The organism is Variovorax paradoxus B4 (assembly GCF_000463015.1).
Taxonomy (GTDB): Bacteria; Pseudomonadota; Gammaproteobacteria; order Burkholderiales; family Burkholderiaceae_C; genus Variovorax; species Variovorax paradoxus_E.
Genome location: NC_022247.1, coordinates 568,912 through 589,583, shown reverse-complemented (window position 1 = coordinate 589,583; position 20,672 = coordinate 568,912). Strand labels below are relative to the sequence as shown.

General features: G+C 68.6%; 20 protein-coding genes. 9 read left to right on the top strand and 11 right to left on the bottom strand.

What is annotated here, in order from left to right; genetic code table 11:
- Position 1 precedes the first annotated feature (1 nt).
- A complete protein-coding gene (gene argS, locus VAPA_RS02695) occupies positions 2-1,687 on the bottom strand; it encodes an arginine--tRNA ligase (protein ID WP_021005232.1) in 1,686 nt (561 codons plus the stop codon).
- A 130-nt stretch (positions 1,688-1,817) separates the two neighbouring features.
- Here argS and VAPA_RS02690 point away from each other — a divergent pair, with 130 nt between their 5' ends.
- Positions 1,818-2,210, top strand: coding sequence for a hypothetical protein (locus VAPA_RS02690; RefSeq protein ID WP_021005231.1), 393 nt, complete (start codon positions 1,818-1,820; stop codon positions 2,208-2,210).
- Positions 2,211-2,282: 72 nt separating this feature from the next.
- Here the strand turns inward: VAPA_RS02690 and VAPA_RS02685 are convergent, their stop codons facing one another.
- From VAPA_RS02685 to VAPA_RS02655, 7 genes are all read right to left on the bottom strand, one after another.
- The gene (locus tag VAPA_RS02685) at positions 2,283-4,325 is read right to left on the bottom strand and encodes a spermidine synthase (protein WP_021005230.1); all 2,043 of its coding nucleotides are present in this window, start codon (positions 4,323-4,325) and stop codon (positions 2,283-2,285) included.
- Between the two features lie 6 nt (positions 4,326-4,331).
- Positions 4,332-4,784 carry a DUF2214 family protein gene (locus tag VAPA_RS02680; protein ID WP_021005229.1) on the bottom strand — a complete coding sequence of 151 codons (453 nt, stop codon included), beginning with the start codon at positions 4,782-4,784 and terminating at the stop codon, positions 4,332-4,334.
- 62 nt (positions 4,785-4,846) lie between these two features.
- Positions 4,847-5,812: a LysR family transcriptional regulator gene (locus VAPA_RS02675; protein WP_021005228.1), complete on the bottom strand. Its 966-nt coding sequence runs from the start codon at positions 5,810-5,812 to the stop codon at positions 4,847-4,849.
- 54 nt (positions 5,813-5,866) lie between these two features.
- The gene (locus tag VAPA_RS02670; protein ID WP_021005227.1) at positions 5,867-6,814 is read right to left on the bottom strand and encodes an SMP-30/gluconolactonase/LRE family protein; all 948 of its coding nucleotides are present in this window, start codon (positions 6,812-6,814) and stop codon (positions 5,867-5,869) included.
- Positions 6,815-6,836: 22 nt separating this feature from the next.
- Complete coding sequence (locus VAPA_RS02665) at positions 6,837-7,817, bottom strand: Bug family tripartite tricarboxylate transporter substrate binding protein (protein WP_021005226.1); 981 nt, start codon at positions 7,815-7,817, stop codon at positions 6,837-6,839.
- Between the two features lie 3 nt (positions 7,818-7,820).
- Complete coding sequence (locus tag VAPA_RS02660; protein ID WP_021005225.1) at positions 7,821-9,011, bottom strand: CaiB/BaiF CoA transferase family protein; 1,191 nt, start codon at positions 9,009-9,011, stop codon at positions 7,821-7,823.
- Entirely contained in the window at positions 9,004-9,942 is a 939-nt protein-coding gene (locus tag VAPA_RS02655) for a hydroxymethylglutaryl-CoA lyase (protein ID WP_021005224.1), read from the bottom strand. The genes VAPA_RS02660 and VAPA_RS02655 overlap by 8 nt, the downstream gene beginning before the upstream one ends.
- Before the next feature lie 125 nt (positions 9,943-10,067).
- Between VAPA_RS02655 and VAPA_RS02650 the strand changes: the two genes are divergently transcribed.
- The 4 genes from VAPA_RS02650 (at position 10,068) to VAPA_RS02635 (ending at position 15,173) form a co-directional block, all read left to right on the top strand.
- The gene (locus VAPA_RS02650) at positions 10,068-10,808 is read left to right on the top strand and encodes an IclR family transcriptional regulator (protein ID WP_021005223.1); all 741 of its coding nucleotides are present in this window, start codon (positions 10,068-10,070) and stop codon (positions 10,806-10,808) included.
- Between the two features lie 112 nt (positions 10,809-10,920).
- Entirely contained in the window at positions 10,921-11,598 is a 678-nt protein-coding gene (locus VAPA_RS02645) for a haloacid dehalogenase type II (protein ID WP_021005222.1), read from the top strand.
- Positions 11,599-11,653: 55 nt separating this feature from the next.
- Positions 11,654-13,828, top strand: a complete 2,175-nt coding sequence (locus VAPA_RS02640; protein WP_021005221.1) for a malate synthase G — start codon at positions 11,654-11,656, stop codon at positions 13,826-13,828.
- 106 nt (positions 13,829-13,934) lie between these two features.
- Positions 13,935-15,173 (top strand): MFS transporter, encoded by a 1,239-nt coding sequence (locus tag VAPA_RS02635; protein WP_051255293.1) that lies wholly within the window; start codon positions 13,935-13,937, stop codon positions 15,171-15,173.
- Positions 15,174-15,195: 22 nt separating this feature from the next.
- On the opposite strand, the gene VAPA_RS02630 is transcribed toward VAPA_RS02635, so the two are convergent.
- Positions 15,196-15,990 (bottom strand): hypothetical protein, encoded by a 795-nt coding sequence (locus VAPA_RS02630; protein WP_021005219.1) that lies wholly within the window; start codon positions 15,988-15,990, stop codon positions 15,196-15,198.
- Positions 15,991-15,992: 2 nt separating this feature from the next.
- Entirely contained in the window at positions 15,993-16,211 is a 219-nt protein-coding gene (locus tag VAPA_RS02625; RefSeq protein ID WP_012745611.1) for a hypothetical protein, read from the bottom strand.
- Between the two features lie 397 nt (positions 16,212-16,608).
- On the opposite strand from VAPA_RS02625, the gene VAPA_RS02620 reads away from it, so the two are divergent.
- Positions 16,609-17,181: a fasciclin domain-containing protein gene (locus tag VAPA_RS02620; protein WP_021005218.1), complete on the top strand. Its 573-nt coding sequence runs from the start codon at positions 16,609-16,611 to the stop codon at positions 17,179-17,181.
- Positions 17,182-17,218: 37 nt separating this feature from the next.
- On the opposite strand, the gene VAPA_RS02615 is transcribed toward VAPA_RS02620, so the two are convergent.
- Complete coding sequence (locus VAPA_RS02615) at positions 17,219-18,154, bottom strand: LysR substrate-binding domain-containing protein (RefSeq protein ID WP_021005217.1); 936 nt, start codon at positions 18,152-18,154, stop codon at positions 17,219-17,221.
- A gap of 82 nt (positions 18,155-18,236) precedes the next feature.
- Here VAPA_RS02615 and VAPA_RS02610 point away from each other — a divergent pair, with 82 nt between their 5' ends.
- The 3 genes from VAPA_RS02610 to VAPA_RS02600 all read left to right on the top strand — a co-directional run bounded on the left by VAPA_RS02610 (position 18,237) and on the right by VAPA_RS02600 (position 20,672).
- A complete protein-coding gene (locus VAPA_RS02610; RefSeq protein ID WP_021005216.1) occupies positions 18,237-18,557 on the top strand; it encodes a DUF2917 domain-containing protein in 321 nt (106 codons plus the stop codon).
- Positions 18,558-18,687: 130 nt separating this feature from the next.
- A complete protein-coding gene (locus VAPA_RS02605) occupies positions 18,688-19,866 on the top strand; it encodes an acetyl-CoA C-acetyltransferase (RefSeq protein ID WP_021005215.1) in 1,179 nt (392 codons plus the stop codon).
- Positions 19,866-20,672, top strand: a complete 807-nt coding sequence (locus tag VAPA_RS02600) for an enoyl-CoA hydratase-related protein (protein ID WP_021005214.1) — start codon at positions 19,866-19,868, stop codon at positions 20,670-20,672. The genes VAPA_RS02605 and VAPA_RS02600 overlap by 1 nt, the downstream gene beginning before the upstream one ends.

The window sequence follows — 20,672 nt, the reverse complement described above, 5'->3', positions numbered from 1 at the left end:
TTCACATCTTGCTCGGCGCACTGACGCCGAGAATCGCGAGGCCATTGTGCAGCACCTGCGCGGTGGCCGCGACGAGCGCGAGCCGCGCCAGCTTGACCGGCTCGTCGTCGACCAGGATGCGCTCGGCGTCGTAGTAGCTGTGGTAGCTGGCAGCCAGTTCGCGCAGGTAGAAGGTGACGTCGTGCGGCGCGAAATCCTTGGCGGCCGCCGTGAGCATGGCGGGGTACTTGGCCAGCAGCAGCATGAGCGCCTGCGCGGCGGGGCTTTCGAGTGGCGACAGGTCCACGTTCCCGAGGGCGCCGACGTTGCCACCCCAGCCCGCCAGCACCGAGCAGATGCGCGCATGGGCGTACTGCACGTAATAAACCGGGTTGTCGTTGTTCTTGGTCACGGCCAGGTCGACGTCGAAGGTGTATTCGGTGTCGGGCTTGCGGCTCAGGAGGAAGAAGCGCACGGCGTCGGTGCTGGTCCATTCGATCAGGTCGCGCAAGGTGACGTAGCTGCCCGCGCGCTTGCTGATCTTGACCTCTTCGCCGCCCTTCATCACGCGCACCATGGTGTGCAGCACGTAGTCGGGGTAGCCCTCGGGGATGCCGACGCCCGCGGCCTGCAGGCCGGCGCGCACGCGCGCGATGGTGCCGTGGTGGTCGGTGCCCTGGATGTTGACCACCTTGTGGAAGCCGCGCTCCCACTTGGCGATGTGGTAGGCGACGTCGGGCACGAAGTACGTGTACGTGCCGTCCTGCTTCTTCATCACGCGGTCCTTGTCGTCGCCGTAGTCGGTCGACCGGAGCCAGAGCGCGCCGTCCTGCTCATAAGTTTTGCCGGCGGCCACGAGCTTCTGGACCGCGGCCTCGACGCGGCCGCTGGTGTAGAGGCTGGACTCGAGGTAGTAGTTGTCGAAGCGCACGCGAAAGGCCTGCAGGTCGAGGTCTTGCTCGCGGCGCAGGTAGGCCACCGCGAATTCGCGGATGGAATCGAGGTCTTCGATGTTGCCGCTGGCGGTGTATTCGCGATCGTCCGACTTGACGGTCTTCTTCGCCTTGAAGTCTTCGGCGATGTCGGCGATGTAGTCGCCGTTGTAGGCGGGCGCCTTTTCGCCGCTCGGCCATTCGGGGTCGCCGGGCTTGAAGCCGCGGGCGCGCAGCTGGGTGCTGTGGGCCAGCGTCTGGATCTGCACGCCGGCGTCGTTGTAATAGAACTCGCGCCAGACGGTGTCTCCCTGGGAGGCGCGCAGGTTGCAGATGGCGTCGCCGAGCGCAGCCTGGCGGCCATGGCCGACGTGCAGCGGCCCGGTCGGGTTGGCCGAGACGAACTCGACCAGCACCTTTTCGCCGGTGGCGGGCTGTTGCCCGAAGGCGCTGCCCGCGGCCAGCACTTCGCGCACGATCTGCTGCTTGGCGGCCGTCTTGAGGCGGATGTTGAGAAAACCGGGCCCGGCAATCTCGATGGCTTCGACCCAATGGCCGAAAACCGGGGTGGCGAGCAGCGCGGCACTGAGCTCCTCGGCCAGTTCGCGCGGCTTGCGCCCGAGCGGCTTGGCGAGTTGCATGGCGGCCGTGCTGGCGAAATCGCCGTGGGCAGCCACCTTGGGCGACTCGAACGCGGCTTTGGCGCCAGCGCCGGGCGAGAGGGATTCGAGCGTGTTCGCGAGCGCCGCGAGCAGCTCCTGTTTGACCAATAGCATCTGCGAATTTTACCGGGGGCAAACCCGGGCGCAGTTGACCATCGTCATCCGATCGTTACCTTCGGCCGTTAGGAGGGGCGGCCCCGGGGCGGGGCACCTGTCACAACCCACCTTGCAAGGACATATCACCATGAAGAAGTTCCTTTCCCTGGTCGCCCTGGGCGCCTGTCTCTCCTTCGGCGCCGCACAGGCACAAGACAAGGCCCCGGCCAAGGCTCCGGCGCCTGTCACCGCTCCCGCGGCCACGCCCGCCACCCCCGCCGCTCCTGCGGCGGCAACCCCCGCAGCACCCGCCACCGCGGCGGCCCCCGGCGCGAGCTGCGAATCCAAGGCCATCGACAAGAACGGCAAGCCGCTGGCCGGCGCCGCCAAGGGCAGCTTCATCAAGAAGTGCGAAAAAGACGCCAAGGCGGCCGCAGCGCCGGCTTGCGCAGCCAAGGCCATCGACAAGAACGGCAAGCCGCTGGCAGGCGCCGCCAAGAGCAGCTTCATGAAGAAGTGCGAAAAAGACGCCAAGGCCTGAAGCCGCGCTGAGCTTCAGCTTGCGCAAACAGGGCCCGCCACGTGCGGGCCTTTTTCATGGCCGCACCGCCGGCTACTTCAGCACGCTCAGCAGGTTGTTGAAATCGTCGGTCCAGGGGCGGGCGCCTGCGCGGAGCGCGATGGGCGAGGCTGCGGCCCGCAGGGGCCCGCGCGCCAGCACGGCCGGATCGCGCGCCACCAGGACCCAGTCGGTCGGGTTGAGCCACCTCGAAGCTTCCGCATCGTCGCTCACGAGCACGGCATGCAGGCCCTTGAGCTCGGCGATCCGCGCGACCACGGGCGCCAGCTCGAGAAAGCGGTTGGTCACATGGAAGGCGACGACGCCATCCGGCTTCATGTGCCGCAGGTAGACGTCCATGGCCTGCGCCGTGAGCAGGTGGACCGGCACCGCATCGCCCGAGAAGGCGTCCACCGCGAGCAGGTCGAAGCCCTGCGGCGGCTCGCGTTCCAGCGCCAGCCGCGCGTCGCCGAGCACGCGCTCGATGCGCGCCGGGCTGTCGCGCAGGAAGGTGAATTCGCTGTCCGCCAGCTCGAACACCTGCGGATTGATCTCGTAGACCCGATAGACGTCGCCGCTGCGGCCATAGCTCGCGAGCGTGCCGGCGCCCAGGCCGATCAGTCCGACCCGGCGCGGCCCGCTCGGCGCGGCGGCCATCGCGCGGCCGATGCCGGAGGTGGCGCCATAGTAGGTGGTGGGCTCGCGCCGGCGGGAGGGGTCCAGGAACTGCTCGCCGTGCTTGATGGAGCCATGCGACAGCAGCCGCACGCTGTCTGACGGATGGAGGCGCCGCACGTCGAAGGTGATCAGCGCGCCATGGAAGTTGCGCAGCAGGTGGCGCGCGTCCGACCTGTCGCTCGCGATCTGCGCCATCAGGAAGTACGCGCAGCCGGCCGCCAATGCCACGCCGGAGACCCGCAGCCAGATCCGCTGGCGCAGAACGGCCGCCGCAAGCGCCGTCAGCACCAGGCCGATGCCCAGCTCGTAATAGGCCGGCAGCACATGCGGCGCCACCAGCCCCACCGTGGCGCCGCCCAGGGCGCCGCCGAGCGCGAGCATCAGGTAGAAGCGCGTGAGATAGCGCGGCGCGGGCCGCAGCCTGGCGGTTTCTCCGTGCAGGAACATGCACAGCACGAACAGGCCGCCGACATAGATCGGCAGCCCCGTGCGCACATCCGAGCCGACGTGGTGCTGCAGCCCGAAGGCGCACAGCAGCAGCACGCCCGCGGCCAGCGGCAGGAAGACGCCGCGCCGGTACCAGCGGTCGCTCTCGAAGCACAGCACGAAGGTGAACAGGTACAGCGACAGCGGCAACACCCAGAGAAACGGAACCGCCGCGACGTTCTGGGTGATGTGGTTGGTCACGGCCAGCAACAGCCACGACGCCAGCGCCGGCAGCGCGAGCCAGAGCAGGCTGTCGGACCAGCGCGGCGGCTTCTCGTTGTCCGTGGCGGCCGCGGCCTGGCCCGAAGCCGTGGCGACCGGCACGGCTTCGGGCCAGCGGTACGCCGCGAGCAAGGTCGTGCCCGCGCAAAGCACCACGAACACGCCATAGCCCCACGACCACCCCAGCGCCTGCTGCAGCAGCGAACTGCGCGGCTCGATCAGCACCGGGTAGCTCAGGAGCGACAGCAGCGATGCCAGGTTCGAGAGCGAGAAGTACCGGTACACCTGCGCGCTCCAGGGCGTGCGCGCCACCCACGACTGCACCAGCGGGCCGGTGGTCGAAAGAAGAAAGTACGGAAGGCCGATGGTCGCGAGCAACAGCCCGAGGATCAGCCACGCCGGGTCTTCGCTGCCGGTGGGCTTCCAGCGCGCGGCCACCACGAGCGGAAGGAATGCGAGGCTCGCCAGCAGCAGCCCCACGTGCAGCGCGGCCTGCGCCCGCACGCGAAGGCGGCGCGTGACCCAGTCGGAATACGCATAGCCCGCCAGCAGCACGACCTGGAAGAACACCATGCAGATCGACCACACGGCGGCCGAGCCGCCGAACCAGGGCAGGATCTGCTTGGCGATCAGCGGCTGGACCAGGAACAGCAGGAACGCGCTGCTGAAGATCGTGCCGGCAAACAGAAGCTGGGTGCCGGCGCGTCCCATGCAAGCTTATTTGCCGAAGCCGCGCGCGAGGAACACGGCGACCAGCGGAATCAGCGCGATCAGGTGGGCCTGCACCATCACCAGCCTGCGCGTCTTGCGGATGTCGGCCTCGGCCGGCAGCGTGCCGTTCGCGCGCAGCGCCTTGCGCCAGCGGAAATAGGTGAGCGTCGGAAAGATCGAGAGCACGCCGATGATGATGAACAACCCGAGCTTCACATGCAACAGCGGGTTGGTCCAATACCACGCCGCGCCCTTCACGCCCCACACCGTGCGTGCGATGCCGGTGGCCAGCACCGCGATGGCGGCCATGCCGTAGACCATGTCGACCCTGGCGAGCCGCTCCACCACGGCGGCATTGAGCCACTGCACGCGGCACAGCGCCGCTTCGCTGGAGATGAACACGACCATCGTGAGGATGGCCAGCAGATGCAGGTAGGCGAGGATGGCTTCGAGGGTCATCGATGGCTTTCTTCTTCAATGGAGTTGCAAATGCTTGCAGATTGTGACGCCGCTCGCGCGCTTTACCCCCTGCCGCCCCAGAATTCGGGCCGGCCGTACTGCTCCTTGAGGAAATCAAGCCACAGTCGCACCCGCAGCGGCAGGTGCTTGGTGCCCGCGAAGACCGCGTAGATGCCGTTGGGCGGCGCGGCGAATTCGTCGAGCAGCGGCACCAGCAGGCCGGCATCGATCTCGGCCTCCACTTCCCAGGTGCTGCGCCACGCGATGCCGTGGCCCGCGAGGCACCAGTCGTGCAGCACCTGGCCGTCGGAACAATCGAGCGGGCCCCCGGGCCGCAGGTAGATCAGCTCTTCGCCACCGTCCTCGCCAGCAGCCGTCAAGGTGCGCTCCTGATCCCGGGCCGTCCGCGGAACACGGAACGCCCAGCCGCGCGTCTGCGAGGCATCGCTCGACAGCGTGAGGCAGGCGAAGCGCGACAGCTCGTTCGGATGCCGCGGCATGCCATGGCGGCGCACGAACTCCGGCGTCGCGACGCAGCGGCGGCGGTTGTCGGCCAGCCGCACGCTCACCAAAGACGAGTCGGGCATGTCGCCCACGCGCACCGCGCAGTCGAAGCTCTCGCCGCGCACGTCGACCACGCGGTCGCTCAGGTTCAGCGAGATCGTGACCTCGGGATGCAGCGCATGGAAGCGCGGCACCAGCGGCGCCACGTGGCGGCGGCCGAAGCCGGCCGGCGCCGTGACGCGCAGGTGGCCGCTGGCCTTGACGCCGCCCGCGCTCACGCTCGCTTCGGCATTGGCGAATTCGGTCAGCAGGCGCTGGCAGTCCTCGAGAAAGGCGCTGCCCTCGTGCGTGAGCGTGATGCGCCGCGTGGTGCGCACCAGCAGCTTGACGCCCAGCCGCGCCTCGAGCGCGTCGAGCCGCCGCCCCATGATCGCGGGCGCCACGCCCTCGGCCTTGGCCGCGGCCGTGAGACCGCCGCGGGTCGCCACGGAGACGAAGGATTCAAGTTGCTTCAGGCGGTCCATGGCGGCGGAACTATAGCCCGCGACGCCGCGAGCACGGGCTGGCGCCTGTTGACGCTATTTCTGGATTCGCGCATCCGTGGCATGCGAATAGAGCGGGGCCCCGCCCACTGGCAGATCGGCTTCCAGCACGCTGCCCGTGGCCGAATCGGTGAGCACCAGCTGCCGCGTTCCCGGCCGAAAGGCAATGTTGGTCACGGTCTGGCCGGCAGGACTGCGGACCATGTGCGTGACCTCCCCGCGCGCATTGAGCACGAAGGCTCCGCCCAGGCTGGCATGGGCAACGACCAGCCCGCCATCGGCCGTGAGCGCAAGCCCGTCGGGACCGCTGGTTCCGAAGAAGGTCTGCAGCGCGCCGACCTTGGAAAGGCTGCCGTCGGGCAGCAGTGGTGCGCGCCAGACCTGGTTGCCGCGGGTGACGGCCACGAACAGCACCTTGCCGTCGGCGCTCGTCGCCACGCCATTGGGGCTCGGTGCGTTGGCCAGCAGCAGATCGAGGCGGCCATCCTCGGCACTCCACCGGTAGACGCGGCCGGTGGGGTCGTGCAGGCCGGTCTGGCCCTGGTCGGTGAAATAGAGCCGTCCTTCCAGGTCGAAGACGAGGTCGTTCACGCCCTTGAAGGATTCGCTGTTGCGGTGCCCGAGCACCGCCTCGACCGCGCCGCCGGCCGCATCGAGCCGCAGGATGCCGCGCCGGTAGTCGGCGATCCACAGGCTGCCGTCGGCATGGATCGCCAGGCCGTTGGGCCAGCCGTCGTAGGCGGCCACGAGCTGCCATTCGAGCGACGCGGGCGCGATCCTGAAGATGCGGCCATAGGGAATGTCGGTGACGTACAGGTTCCCGGCCCGGTCGAACGCGGGGCCTTCCAGGAAGCTGTCCATCACGTGGCCCGGTTTGTTGGCGTCGACCCAGTCTGTGCGGCGCGGCGTGCGAAACGCATCGGGCAGGCGCGTGAGCACGCGCGCTTCGATGATCTCGGGAGGTTGGAAGCTCAGGTTCCACATGGCTGCACGGTCTCCGACGGGGTCACTCGGGCTGCACGCCCGCGGCCTTGATCACCCGGCCCCAGGTCTGCGTCTGGCTGTGAACGAACTTGCCGAAGTCGGCCGAGGGCAGGCCGCCGGGGCTGGCGCCCTGCTCGGCGAACCGCTGCACGAGGTCCGGCGATGCCAGCGCCTTCTTCACTTCGGCCTGCAGCTTGTCGATGACCGGCTGCGGCGTGCCCTTGGGCGCGGCGATGCCGAACCAGTTGGTGGCGGTGAATTCCTTCAGGCCGGCCTCCGCGCTGGTGGGCGCATCGGGCAAGGCGGCGAGTCGCTTGGGCGATGTCACGAGCAGGGCACGCACCTTGCCGCCCTTGACCTGCGGAATGGCCGTGGGCGCGGCGGTGACCAGCACGTCGACCTGTCCCGACACCACGCCCAGCATCGCTTCGCCCGCGCCCTTGTAGGGCACATGGGTCAGCGCGAGCTTGCCGTTCTGCTTGAGCAGTTCGCCGCCCAGGTGGGTGGAACTGCCGACGCCGCCCGAGCCGAAGGTCAGCTTGTCGGGGTTCTTGCGAGCCGCGCCGATCAACGCGTCCAGGGATTTGTACGGCGAGTTCGCGCCCACCACCAGCACGAGCGGCGCATCGACGATCGTTGTCACCGGAACCAGGTCGGCGGGCTCCCACGGCAGCTTCCTGATGAGGTGCGGCAGCATCGCATAGGTGGTGTCGTTGATCAGGAAGGTGCCGCCGTCCGGTGTGGACTTGGCCACGAGGCTGGAGCCGATCGTGCCGCTCGCGCCGGCCTTGTTCTCCACATAGAAGGAGATGCCGGTCTGCTCGGTGAGCTTCTGGGCGATCTGGCGCGCAGCGTAGTCGGTGGTGCCGCCGGGCGCGTACGGGACCACCAGCCGCACCGGCCTGGCGGGCCACGCCGTGTCCGCCGCCAGGGCGGGAAGGCAAGCCGCGGTCGCGGCGCAGAAGAACAGGACGGGCAAGGCGCGCCGCGGGATGGAAGGCATGGGTCAGTCTCCGAGGGTGATGTTGCGTGTCCTGAGGGCGGCGATCTCCGCGTCGCTGTAGCCCACTTCCCTCAGCAGCTCGCCGGTGTGCTCGCCGATGCGCGGCGGCTGCAGGCGGATGCCGGGCCTTTCTCCATCGAGCGTGAACGGCATCAGCGGCACCTTGGCCATGTGGCCGTCGTTCATGCGCACCGGCGCGAGGCCGCCGGTGGCGTTGAGGTGCGGATCGTCGAACAGCTCCTGCGGCTTGGTGATGGGCGCGAAGGGCAGCTCGTTCTGCTCGAACACCGCGCTGAGTTCGGCGGCGCTGTAGCCGGCCAGGTGCGAGCGCAGGATCGGCATCATCCAGTCGCGCGCGAGCACGCGGTCGTTGTTGGTCTTCAGGCGCGGATCGGCCAGCATTTCTTCCAGGCCGAAGGCCTTGCAGAAGATGGCCCACTGCTTGTCGCTCACCGCCGCGAGGAAGATCTGCTCGCCGTCCTTCACGGTGAACACGTCGTACACGGCCCAGGCCGAGATGCGGCTGGGCATCGGATCGGCCGCCTTGCCGGTGGCGGCGAACTGCATCATGTGCTGCGCGACCAGGAACACGTTGTTCTCGAACAGCGCGGACTGCACCTCGCAGCCCTTGCCGGTGAGCTCGCGCTGGCGCAGCGCCGCCATCGCTCCGATGGCGCCGAACATGCCGCCCATGATGTCGTTCACGCTGGTGCCCGCGCGCAGCGGGTCGCCCGCGCGGCCGGTCATGTAGGCCAGCCCGCCCATCATCTGCACCACCTCGTCGAGCGCGGTGCGGTGGTCGTACGGACCGGGCAGGAAGCCCTTGTGGCTCACGTAGATGAGGCGCGGGTTGAGCTGCTTCAGGCTGTCGTAGTCCAGGCCCAGCTTCTTCATGGTGCCGGGCTTGAAGTTCTCGCTCACGATGTCGGCCGTGGCGACGAGGCGCAGCGCGGCCTCCACGCCCTCTTGTGTCTTGAGGTCGAGCGCGATGCTCTTCTTGTTGCGGTTGAAGGTCGGGAAGAAGCCCGAGCCCGAGCCGAGCAGGCGGCGCGTGCTGTCGCCCTCGATGGGCTCGACCTTGACGACCTCCGCGCCGAGGTCGGCCAGCAGCAGGCCGCAGGTGGGGCCCATCACCATGTGGGTGAATTCGACGACGCGGACGCCGGCGTACGGCAGGGGTTGGGATTCAGGCATGTGCGGTGGTTTCCTGTTGGACGAAGCCCTTGGGCAGGCCGGCCTCGGGCGTCATGCCGTAGACCGGTTCGCCGGGCAGGCCGGCCATGAGCGGCGCGCGCGCCGCGATGAGTTTCTGGATGTCGATGCCGGTGCGAACGCCCATGGCCTCGAACATGAAGACGAGGTCTTCGGTGACCGCATTGCCCGACGCGCCGGGCGCATAGGGGCAGCCGCCGAGGCCGCCGAGCGAGGCGTCGAAGGTGCGCACGCCCTCCTCCCAGGCGGCCAGGCAGTTCGCGATGCCGAGGCCGCGCGTGTTGTGCATGTGGGCGGCGCCGGCGTGGGGGCCGAGCTCCGCGCGCAGGCGCCTGAAGAGACGGCGCACCTGCGCGGGGTTGGCGTAGCCGACGGTGTCCGAGAGGCCCGCTTCTTCCGCGCCGGCCTCGATGCACTGCGCCGCGAGGCGGATCACGTCGTCTTCCGGCACCAGCCCCTGCAGCGTGCAGCCGAAGGCGGTGGAGATGCCGGCCTCGAGCGTCACTTGCGGCGCCATCGCGCGGCGCAGCTCGGCGATGGCGCGCACCTCCTCGACCATCTCGGCCGGCGTCTTGCGCACGTTGGCGAGCGAATGCGCCACGCTGGCCGAGACCGGCATCGTGAGCTTGTGCACGCCCGCTTCGAGCGCCGCCTGCGCGCCCTTGCGGTTGGGCACCAGCGCCATCACCACGAGGCCGGGCAAGGTGATGGCGTGGCGCACCACCTCGGCGGCGTCGGCCATCTGCGGCAGCAATTTGGCGGGCACGAAGGACGCGACCTCGATCTCGCGCACGCCGGCCGCGTGGAGCGCATCGATCCAGCGCAGCTTGTCGGCCGTGGGCATGGTGGCCTTGACCGACTGCAGGCCGTCGCGCGGGCCGACCTCGCTGATGAGGACGTCGGGGGGTGTCATCGGTTTCGTCTCCTTGGAGCGATCGGGCGATGGGGCATTGACCGCTTGACAGTTCTATCTTACAGAACTAAATTCCGTTAAACAGAATTAAACCGCCAAACGACTTTCCCTGTCAAGCCGACGCCATGCCCCGCAAAGCCCAGACCGAATCGGTGTCAGACCTCAATGCCGCGCCCGGCGGCGCCGCCGCAGTCGACCGCGCGCTGAGCCTGCTCTCGGCCTTCCGGCCCGGCGACGAGGCGCTGTCGCTCGCGCAGTTTGCCGAGCGCACGCAGCTCTACAAGAGCACGGTGCTGCGGCTTCTGGCCTCGCTCGAACATGCGCGGCTGATCCGCCGGCAGGACGACGGGCGCTATGCGCTGGGCGCGGAGATCGCGCGGCTGCACGGCCTCTATGCGGCGTCGCTGTCGCTCGACCGCATCGTGCTGCCGGTGCTGCGCGCGTTAGCCGCAACGACGGGCGAGAGCGCGGCGTACCACGTGCGGCAGGCGCAGGGCGACAGCTGGGTGCGGCTGTGCCAGTTCCGCATCGACTCCTCGCACGTGGTGCGCGACCACGTGCGTGCGGGCGACCTGCTGCCCAACGACCGCGGCGCCGGCGCACGCGTGCTGATCGCCTTCGGCCCCGAGGCCGAGCGTCCGCGCGGCGCCACGGAGCGCAAGCTGTACGACGCGATCCGCGCCCAGGGCTACTGCGCGCTGGTGGGCGACCGCACGGCCGAGCTGGCCGGCATCTCGGCACCGGTGTTCCATGCCGACGGCAGCCTGGCCGCGGCGGTCACGCTGACGATGCCGGCGCACCGCTACGACGCGCGCCACATCGAGCCGGTGCGCGCGGCGGCCCGCGAGCTCAGCGGAACCCTCTGACAAAAAAGAGGAAGAAAACGCAGGTCTTCCTTCGATTACCCTCATTTTTGTCACTGATAAATCCCGATCCAGGCTATTACTGATCGACAAAGTATCGAATAAAGTCCAAGCCATGGATCAACCCGGCGCAGTGCTCTTCGATGCCTACGGCACCCTGTTCGACGTCTACAGCGTCGGGCAGACGGCCGAGCGGCTGTTCGCCGGCCAGGGACAGGCGCTGGCCGCGGGCTGGCGCGACAAGCAGATCGAATACACGCGCCTCGTCACCACCAGCAACCACGGCGCGCACTACCGGCCCTTCGGCGAACTCACGCGCGCCGCGCTGCGCTACACCTGCAAGCGACTGGGCCTCGACCTGACCGAAGCCGCCGAGCAGCAGCTGATGGACCAGTACCGCACGCTCACGGCTTTTCCCGAAAGCCGCGAAGTGCTTCAGGCACTCAAGGCACGCGGCGTGGTCACCGGCATCCTCTCGAACGGCGACCCCGGCATGCTCGACGCCGCCGTGCGCAGCGCCGGGCTCGACGGCCTGCTCGACCATGTGCTGAGCGTCGACGGCATCCGCAAGTACAAGACGCATCCCGATGCGTACCAGCTCGGCGTCGCCGCCACCGGCCTGCAGCCTTCGCGCATCGCCTTCGTCAGCTGCAACGGCTGGGACGCGCTCGGCACCACCTGGTTCGGGTTCCGCACGCTCTGGGTCAACCGCTACCAGCTCCCCCTCGAAGAACTCGGCACGCCGCCCGAACGCATCGGCAGCAGCCTGCGCGACGTGCTCGGGTTCTTCTGACAGACACCGCTCCTCATTTCATTCAGCATTGCATCGTTCTCAAGGAGAGAAAAACATGACCGCCCGCACCACCACCCACGGCCTCCAGGTTGCGACCGAGCTTCATCGCTTCATCGAAGACAAGGTCCTGCCCGCCAGCGGCGTGGCCAGCGAGGTTTTCTGGCAAGGCTTCGACGCCATCGTCCACGACCTCGCGCCGAAGAACATCGCGCTGCTGGCCGAACGCGACCGCCTGCAGACCGAGCTCGACGCCTGGCACAAGAAGAACCCCGGCCCGATCGCCGAGATGCCGGCCTACCGCGCCTTCCTCGAGAAGATCGGCTACCTGCTGCCGCAGCCCAAGGGCGCGAAGGCCACCACCGCGAACGTCGATTCCGAGCTCGCGCTGCAGGCTGGCCCGCAGCTGGTGGTGCCCATTCTCAACGCCCGCTACGCGCTCAACGCCGCCAATGCGCGCTGGGGTTCGCTGTACGACGCGCTCTATGGCACCGATGCCATTCCCGAAACCGATGGCGCCGAAAAGGGCAAGGGCTACAACCCCGTGCGCGGCGCCAAGGTCATCGCGTTCGCGCGCAACGTGCTCGACCAGGCCGCGCCGCTCGAAAACGGTTCGCACAAGATGGCGACCGGCTACAGCGTGAAGGACGGCAAGCTCGTCGTCGCGCTGCAGAGCAGCAGCACCGGCCTGGCCGACCCCGCGCAGTTCGTCGGCTACCAGGGCGATGCGGCTGCGCCATCGTCGGTGCTGCTGAAGCACAACGGCATCCACCTCGACATCCGCATCGACCGCAGCACGCCCATCGGCAAGGGCGACGCGGCCGGCGTCAGCGACCTGGTGCTCGAAGCCGCGCTCTCGACGATTCTCGATCTCGAAGACTCGGTGGCCGTGGTCGATGCGGCCGACAAGGTGGTCGCCTATTCGAACTGGCTCGGCATCGTGCAGGGCACGCTCACCGAGGAAGTCGCCAAGGGCGGCAAGACCTTCACGCGCGGCCTGAACCCCGACCGCGAATACACCGGCGCCGACGGCCAGCCCGTGAAGCTGCACGGCCGCTCGCTGATGTTCCTGCGCAACGTGGGCCACCTGATGACCAACCCCGCCGTGCTGTATGCGGGCGGCAAGGAGATCCCCGAAGGCATCCTCGACGCGGTGGTCACCACCACCATCGCGATGATCGACCTGAAGCGCAAGGGCAACTCGCGCACCGGCAGCATCTACATCGTCAAGCCCAAGATGCACGGCCCGGCCGAAGTGGCCTTTGCAAGCGAGCTGTTCGGCCGCGTCGAGCAGCTGCTCGGGCTGCCCGCCAACACCGTGAAGCTCGGCATCATGGACGAGGAGCGCCGCACCAGCGTGAACCTCAAGGCCTGCATCGCCGAGGCCGCCGCGCGCGTGGCCTTCATCAACACCGGCTTCCTCGACCGCACCGGCGACGAGATGCACACCGCCATGCACGGCGGCCCGATGATCCGCAAGGGCGACATGAAGTCCAGCGCCTGGATCGGCGCCTACGAAAAGAACAACGTGCTGGTCGGCCTCTCGTGCGGCCTGCGCGGCAAGGCACAGATCGGCAAGGGCATGTGGGCCATGCCCGACCTGATGGCCGCCATGCTCGAGCAGAAGATCGCGCACCCCAAGGCCGGCGCCAACACTGCCTGGGTGCCCTCGCCCACCGCCGCCACGCTGCATGCGCTGCACTACCACCAGGTGAGCGTCACGGCCGTGCAGCAGGAGCTCGAGAAGATCGACGCCGACGCGGAGCGCGACAACATCCTCAATGCACTGCTGCAGGTGCCCATCGCCCCCGCGGCCAACTGGACCGAGGCCGAGAAGCAGCAGGAGATCGACAACAACGTGCAGGGCATCCTCGGCTACGTGGTGCGCTGGATCGACCAGGGCGTGGGCTGCTCCAAGGTGCCCGACATCCACAACGTGGGCCTGATGGAAGACCGCGCCACGCTGCGCATCTCGAGCCAGCACATCGCCAACTGGCTGCTGCACGGCGTGGTGACCAAGGCGCAGGTCGACGAGACCTTCCAGCGCATGGCCAAGGTGGTCGACGAGCAGAACGCGGGCGATCCGGTGTACCAGCCGATGGCCGGAAACTTCGCAACCTCGGCCGCGTACAAGGCCGCGCAGGACCTGGTGTTCAAGGGCATCGAGCAGCCCAGCGGCTACACCGAACCGCTGCTGCATGCGTGGCGGCTGAAGGTGAAGGGCGAAGCCTGACCGCGCTTACGCATCGGCTTGAGAACGACGGCGCCTGAGGCGCCGTTTTTCCTTTGGCATGCCGTTAGGATTCGTGCTGCCTCCGTCTCCAGCGCTGCGCCTCCCCATGAACCTCTCCCCTGCCTCGACACGTTCGGCCACATCGATGCTGATCGTGCTGGCCTCCGCTTTCGCGCTGAGCCAGGCCTTTCGCACGGTCGGCGCGATGATGGCCACGCCGCTCGCACAGCACTTCGGCCTTACGGCCCAGGCGCTGGGCTTGTGGGCTGGCACCTTCCATTTCACGTTCGGTGCGACGCAGCTCGCGATGGGTGTGTCGATCGACATCTACGGCGTGCGGCGCACGGTGCTCACGGCCTTTCCGCTTGCCATTGCGGGCGCGGTCCTGTGTGCAGCGGCGCCCAGCTTCCATGCACTGCTGCTCGGGCAGGCCATGATCGGCGTCGGCTGCGCGCCGGCCTTTCTCGCCTGCACCGTGTTCATCGCACGGCACTTTGAGGCCGCGCGCTTCACTGCCATGTCGGGCCTCGTGATGAGCATGGCGGGGCTCGGCATCCTGTTTACCGGCACGCCGCTCGCGCTGCTGATCGAAGCCGCGAGCTGGCGCGCGGGCTATGCCTGCCTAGCGGGCTTCGCCGTGCTGTCGTGGGGCTTCGTGTTCTGGCGCGTGCACGAACCGCCGCGTGCGGCATCGCACGAACGCCAGACGCTCGCCAAGGCCGTGCGTGAACTGCTGCCGCTCTTTGCCATGCCGCACACGCTGGGCCTGCTGTGCTTTGCCTGCGTGTCGTATGCCGCGTTCATCACCCTGCGCGGCCTTTGGCTCGGCCCCGTGCTGCACGACCGCCATGGGCTGTCGCTGGTGAGCAGCGGCAATGTGGCGCTGGTGATGACCATCGCCGGCATGATCAGCCCCGCCATGTTCGGCCGCCTCGACCCGGGCGGCGCGCGGCGCGGCCGCTGGCTCATGGGCTGCGCGTTCGCAGCCGCGGTGATGTTCGCGTTCATGGCCCTCACGCATTCGCTCGCCGTCGACATCGGCCTGCCGATCCTCTACGGCCTGCTCTCGGGCTACTCGGTGCTGCAGTATTCGTACACACGCGCCGCCTATCCGGCGGCCATGACGGGGCGCGCGCTGTCGCTGCTCAACATGGCGATGTTCCTCGGCGTGTCGCTGATGCAGTGGACCACGGGTGTGGCCGCGTCGTGGGCCACGTCGAACGGCGTGGAGCCGTTTCGCGCGGTGTTCCTCACGATCACGGGCATGCTGGCGGTGGGCACTCTGGCGTTCCTGTTGCTGCCGCGTGCGCACGAAAGCGCGAGCCTCGCATCCGCGCGGCCCTGAGCGGCATCGCGCAGGCATTCACTCAACCGCGCTCGCCCAGCCGCGAGCGCACCTCCGCGCGGCCGAGCTTGCGCATGCACTCTGCATACACGTTGGGCCGGCCATACATCGCCATCGTGTCGGTGGTGCCGAAAGCGGGCGGCTCGCAGCCGCGGCGCGTGACCAGGCAGCGCCGCAGCACGTCGTAGCAGCGCGGCGCGGGCCCCAGCCGGCGCACCTCGGGCACACGTGCGAGCGTCACCTCCCACCAGCAGCCGTCGATGCGATGCCACTGCGTGACGGCGTCGATCACATGGTAGGGCGCGTAGGGCTTCACCACCCCCTGCACCACCGCTGCCACCTTCGCCTGGCGTTCGGCCTTGCGGCGCTGCGCCGCGCCGCGCCGACACCGGTTGAGCAACAGGATGCCGGTGCCGGGATGCACGAAGAGTTCGACGTGGGGCGCTTCACGCAGCGGCACGCGGTCGCTGCCCGCCGACCCACGCGAACGCACCAGCACCTCGCCGCCGCGCATCACCGCATCGCGCACGACGAAGTCGTCGATGTGCAGGAAGATGTGCGCCTGCACCGTGCTGCGCCGGTCGATGCCCTCGCAGAGCTCGCTCCACACCTTGTCCCACGGACGGTGCGCCTGCTTGTGCAGCCAGCGCCTGAGCGGCTGGAGGTTCTCGTTGAGCCCCTTCGGGTGGTCGTAGCCACGCTTCATGCCGAGATGCGAACCGCGTTCCTTGCTGTTTCGAAACGCGCGCCCGTCGCCCCGCACGCCACCCCCGCGACGTGGGCGTTCCACGATGACCTTGTCCATGTCTTCGCGCATCGTCAGCCTTCCCGCCCAAGACTGCGCGCAGCCTTCTGCAACGCCACCTTCTGCGCGCGCCGCTCCGCGCGGTGCGTGCGCAGATGCCGGCCCGCCTTCTGATTCGATTCGCCGCGCGCAATGGCGGCCACCACGGGGTTGCGAGGTGCCGCATTCGGCACCGAAAAATAGAACCGGCCCAGACGCTTGTCGTCGTCGCGGGCCTTTCGCTGAGCACTCATGTGCGCACACTCCAGAAACGGGAAAGCCCCGGCGAATGGCTGCGCGGGGCCTTTGTCGATGGGCCTCGGCGGATGCGTGGACGCACATCCGGCCGGGGCGGTCGGTGTGCGGATCAGGTGTTCAGGAAACGGTTCATTGAATGTGTTGCCGCCCGGGAGGTTGGTCGTCGCCAGGCGCGGATGAAAAACTGTTGCTGAAAAACGAAGGGCGGATTCTGGCGAGCACGCACCCGACGCGCAAGTGCCGCACGCGCGGATGTGGCGCAAAGCCGACGCGGCGTCGCGTGCGAATCCAATCGCGCATCCGCGCCGTATTCCTCTCAAGCGCATCGCGCTTCCGAGCTGCTGGCGGTTTCCACAGATGTCTTTCCAGAACCATTCTTACCAGGAGTCTTCAATGAAAAAACTCGTGATTGCGGTCGGCGTTTCGGTCTTGCTCGGCGCTTGCGCGGGCGGCATGGGCATGAGCGGCAGCAACGCCACGCCGTCGAACCCGATGGTGGGCGGTGCCGCGATGTACCCGACGAAAGACATCGTCGACAACGCCGTGAATTCGAAGGACCACACGACGCTGGTCGCCGCGGTGAAGGCCGCAGACCTGGTGGGCACACTCAAGAGCCCCGGGCCCTTCACCGTTTTCGCGCCGACGAACGCGGCCTTTGCGGCGCTGCCGGCCGGCACGGTCGACTCGCTGCTCAGGCCCGAGAACAAGCCCACGCTCGCCAAGGTGCTGACCTACCACGTGGTGCCCGGCCGGATGGATGGCGCGGCCCTCATGAGCGCCATCAAGGCAGGCGGCGGCAAGGCCACGCTGAAGACCGCGAGCGGCGGCACGCTCACCGCGACGATGAGCGGCGGCAACGTGGTGGTGAGCGATGCCAAGGGCGGCACCGCGACCGTGACCATTGCCAATGTCTACCAGTCGAACGGCGTGATCCACGTGGTCGACAAGGTGCTGCTGCCGGGTTGACCGTTCTTCCTCTGCGGGGCGTGCGCGGCGGGCCTTGTCAGGTTCGCTGCGCCGCCTCGGCTTCGTCGCGCAGCCATTGCGCGAATTCCTGTGCGTCGCGGTTGCCGGCGGCACGCCTCGAGGCCTCGATGAAGTAGCCGCGATGCGAGGCCGCGCCCTCGCCGAGCGGCGCCACCAGCCGGCCGTCCTGCACCAGTTCGCGCAGCAGCGGCAGCCGGCCGATCACCACGCCCTGCCCCGCCACGGCGGCGGCCACCGCATCGGCGTACTGGGTGAAGCGCAGCGTGCTCTTCATGCGCAGGTCGTCGAGCCCCATCACCTTGAGCCAGGGTTCCCAATCGGCGGTGGGAGCCTCGCTGTGGTCCGGGTATTCGACGGTGAGCAAGGTGAGCTTCGAGAAATCCGACAGCTCGCGCAGCGAAGCGGCGAGCTGCGGCGAACACAGCGGGATCACCGATTCCTCGAACAGCGCCGGACCGACGCCGCGGCCGATCGGCGCAAAGCGCACCGCCAGGTCGAGACGGCTGCTCTCCAGGTCCAGCACGTCGAGCGTGGCCGACACGCGCACGTCGACCTGCGGATGGCTGCCGGTGAAGCGCGCCAGTTTCGGAATGAGCCACAGCGACGCGAAACCCGGCGTGGTGGTGATCGCCACCTGGCGCGGCGCGGAGCTGGCACGCACCCGGGCCGTGGCGTCGCGCAGGCGCTCCAGGCTGTCGGTCACGGCCCGCTGCATCACGCCGCCCGCCTCGGTGAGCGCCAGCGCGCGGTGGCGGCGCTCGAACAGCAGCACGCCCAGGCTGGCTTCGAGCTGCTGGATCTGCCGGCTCACGGCCGACTGGGTCAGGTGCAGCTCGCCGGCCGCCAGCGTGAAGCTCAGCCGGCGGGCCGCCGCCTCGAAACTGCGCAGCAGCTCGAGCGGCGGAAGTTCGCCACCCACGGCGCCGAGGGTTTTCGCATTCTCTGGATGCATGCAACGAGTTCCGAATGACCGCGTGTAAGAGGGAGATCAACCCACTATATTCATTCGTATCACGAATGCAATGGAGCTTGCCATGAGCACCCAGCCTCTCTCTTCCCGCTTTCACGTCAGCCTGCCGACCCGTTCCATCTTTGCCGTGCCCGACGGCGCTGGCGTGGGTATCGAATGCCGCAGCGGCTCGGTCTGGGTGACGCTCGACCGCGATCCGCGCGACATCGTGCTCGCCCCGGGCGAGCGTTTCGAAGGCAGCGAACACCGGCGCGTGCTGGTGTCGGCGCTGGAAGCCTCGTGCATCACGGTCTCGGACGCGCAGCCCGCGGCCATGCCGCTGCCCGCGCCGGCGCGCCGCCGGTCGCCTTGGCGACTGCTGCCGCTCGGGTTGTCCCCGGCTTGACCTGAGCGGCCCCGGCATCGAACCTCGATGCCATGGACCTTCCAAGCACTGAACGCCGCCGCCGTGACGGGCGGCTTTTTTGCGTTGGGCGCCCGGTTCACGCTGTTTTCTTTTCGAGAGGGACATGACCATGGCAGAGGCATACATCGTGGCCGCCGCACGCACGGCCGGCGGGCGGCGCGGCGGCAAGCTCGCGGGCTGGCATCCGGCCGACCTGGCGGCGCAGGTGATCGACGCATTGGTGGCAAGGAGCGGCATCGACCAGGCCGCGGTGGAGGACGTGATCCTGGGCTGCGTGAGCCAGGTGGGCGAGCAGGCGACCAACGTCGCGCGCAACGCGGTGCTGGCGTCGAAGCTGCCCGAGTCGGTGCCGGGCACCTCGGTCGACCGGCAGTGCGGCTCGTCGCAGCAGGCGCTGCATTTCGCGGCGCAGGCCGTGATGTCGGGCGTCATGGACGCGGTGATTGCGGGCGGCGTCGAGAGCATGACGCGCGTGCCGATGTTCACGCCCAACGCGCTGCCGGCCAAGGCGGGCCTGGGCACCTACATGAGCCCGGCCATGAAAAGGCGCTACCCGGGCGTGGAGTTCAGCCAGTTCGCGGGCGCCGAGATGATCGCGAAGAACTACGGCATCGACAAGGACGCGCTCGACCGCTATGCGCTCGAGAGCCACCGGCGTGCGATCGCGGCGAGCCGCGCAGGCGCGTTCGACGACGAGATCGTGCCCATCGAGATCCTGCAGGCCGACGGCAGCGGCACGGGCGAGCAGCACACGGTGGACGAAGGCATCCGCTTCGATGCCACACTCGAAGGCATCGCGGGCGTCAAGCTGATTGTCGAGGGCGGACGCTGCACCGCCGCCACCGCGAGCCAGATCTGCGACGGCGCAAGCGGCGTGCTGGTGGTGAACGAACGCGGCCTCAAGACGCTGGGCGTGAAGCCGCTCGCGCGCATCCATCACATGAGCGTGATGGGGCACGACCCGGTGATCATGCTGGAAGCACCGCTGCCCGCCACGCTGCGCGCGCTCAAGAAAGCCGGCATGCGCATCCAGGACATCGATCTCTATGAAGTGAACGAAGCCTTCGCGCCCGTGCCCATCGCCTGGCTGGAGGCGCTGGACGCCGACCCCGCGCGGCTCAACGTGAACGGCGGCGCGATCGCGCTCGGCCATCCGCTGGGCGCCTCGGGCACCAAGCTCATGACCACGCTGGTCCACGCACTCGGCCGGCGCGGCAAGCGCTACGGCCTGCAGACGATGTGCGAAGGCGGCGGCATGGCCAACGTCACCATCGTGGAGCGGCTCTGATGAACGCACCGCAGCCTTATGTGCTTTACGAGCTGACCGACGGCATCGCCACGCTCACGCTGAACCTGCCGGCCAAGCTGAACCCGATTGCGCGAGAACTGCAGGTCGAGCTGCGCGACACGCTCGAGCGCATCCGCGACGACCGCGCGGTGCGCGCCGTGATCCTGACCGGCGCCGGCAAGGCCTTTTGCGTGGGCGCCGATTTGAGCGCGATGGCGCCCGGCCAGGAAGGCAAGTCGCTCGGCGCGCAGACCGCGGAGTGGATGCAGTCGCTCAGCAACCCGCTGATCGAGACGCTGCGCACGCTGCCCGTGCCAGTGGTGGCGGCCGTCAACGGGGCCGCGGCCGGCGCCGGCGTGGGCCTCGCGCTGGCGGCCGACGTGACGATTGCGGCGCGCAGCGCGTATTTCTACCTGCCCTTCCTGCCCAAGCTCGGCATCGTGCCGGACCTGGGCTGCACCTGGGCCATTCCGCGGCGCGCCGGCAAGGCGCGTGCAATGGGCATGGCCCTGCTCGACGAGCGCCTGAGTGCCGCTCGCGCCGTGCAGTGGGGCCTGATCTGGGCCTGCGCGGACGACGAACGGCTGCTGGAGGAAGCGCGCGCGATTGCGCAGCGGCTCGCCCGCCTGCCGGCGCATGCGGTCGTCGAGGCACGCGAAGCCTTCGAGGCCGCCGAGCGCCACACGCTGGCCGAGCAACTGCACTACGAAAGCGAACGCCAGCGCGAGCTGATCGACCGCCCCACGTTCCGCGAAGGCGTGAGTGCCTTCCTGCAGAAGCGCCCTCCAACGTTCCCCGGGCGCTGA

What these genes read in the sequence shown, in the direction of transcription:
- VAPA_RS02655 (WP_021005224.1), bottom strand. Translation starts at nt 9,942, where the DNA reads ATGACACCCCCCGACGTCCTCATCAGCGAGGTCGGCCCGCGCGACGGC.
- VAPA_RS02620 (WP_021005218.1), top strand. Translation starts at nt 16,609, where the DNA reads ATGAAAAAACTCGTGATTGCGGTCGGCGTTTCGGTCTTGCTCGGCGCT.
- VAPA_RS02650 (WP_021005223.1), top strand. Translation starts at nt 10,068, where the DNA reads ATGCCCCGCAAAGCCCAGACCGAATCGGTGTCAGACCTCAATGCCGCG.
- VAPA_RS02680 (WP_021005229.1), bottom strand. Translation starts at nt 4,784, where the DNA reads ATGACCCTCGAAGCCATCCTCGCCTACCTGCATCTGCTGGCCATCCTC.
- VAPA_RS02645 (WP_021005222.1), top strand. Translation starts at nt 10,921, where the DNA reads ATGGATCAACCCGGCGCAGTGCTCTTCGATGCCTACGGCACCCTGTTC.
- VAPA_RS02685 (WP_021005230.1), bottom strand. Translation starts at nt 4,325, where the DNA reads ATGGGACGCGCCGGCACCCAGCTTCTGTTTGCCGGCACGATCTTCAGC.
- VAPA_RS02660 (WP_021005225.1), bottom strand. Translation starts at nt 9,011, where the DNA reads ATGCCTGAATCCCAACCCCTGCCGTACGCCGGCGTCCGCGTCGTCGAA.
- VAPA_RS02625 (WP_012745611.1), bottom strand. Translation starts at nt 16,211, where the DNA reads ATGAGTGCTCAGCGAAAGGCCCGCGACGACGACAAGCGTCTGGGCCGG.
- VAPA_RS02600 (WP_021005214.1), top strand. Translation starts at nt 19,866, where the DNA reads ATGAACGCACCGCAGCCTTATGTGCTTTACGAGCTGACCGACGGCATC.
- VAPA_RS02615 (WP_021005217.1), bottom strand. Translation starts at nt 18,154, where the DNA reads ATGCATCCAGAGAATGCGAAAACCCTCGGCGCCGTGGGTGGCGAACTT.
- VAPA_RS02675 (WP_021005228.1), bottom strand. Translation starts at nt 5,812, where the DNA reads ATGGACCGCCTGAAGCAACTTGAATCCTTCGTCTCCGTGGCGACCCGC.
- VAPA_RS02690 (WP_021005231.1), top strand. Translation starts at nt 1,818, where the DNA reads ATGAAGAAGTTCCTTTCCCTGGTCGCCCTGGGCGCCTGTCTCTCCTTC.
- argS (WP_021005232.1), bottom strand. Translation starts at nt 1,687, where the DNA reads ATGCTATTGGTCAAACAGGAGCTGCTCGCGGCGCTCGCGAACACGCTC.
- VAPA_RS02635 (WP_051255293.1), top strand. Translation starts at nt 13,935, where the DNA reads ATGAACCTCTCCCCTGCCTCGACACGTTCGGCCACATCGATGCTGATC.
- VAPA_RS02665 (WP_021005226.1), bottom strand. Translation starts at nt 7,817, where the DNA reads ATGCCTTCCATCCCGCGGCGCGCCTTGCCCGTCCTGTTCTTCTGCGCC.
- VAPA_RS02610 (WP_021005216.1), top strand. Translation starts at nt 18,237, where the DNA reads ATGAGCACCCAGCCTCTCTCTTCCCGCTTTCACGTCAGCCTGCCGACC.
- VAPA_RS02605 (WP_021005215.1), top strand. Translation starts at nt 18,688, where the DNA reads ATGGCAGAGGCATACATCGTGGCCGCCGCACGCACGGCCGGCGGGCGG.
- VAPA_RS02670 (WP_021005227.1), bottom strand. Translation starts at nt 6,814, where the DNA reads ATGTGGAACCTGAGCTTCCAACCTCCCGAGATCATCGAAGCGCGCGTG.
- VAPA_RS02640 (WP_021005221.1), top strand. Translation starts at nt 11,654, where the DNA reads ATGACCGCCCGCACCACCACCCACGGCCTCCAGGTTGCGACCGAGCTT.
- VAPA_RS02630 (WP_021005219.1), bottom strand. Translation starts at nt 15,990, where the DNA reads ATGCGCGAAGACATGGACAAGGTCATCGTGGAACGCCCACGTCGCGGG.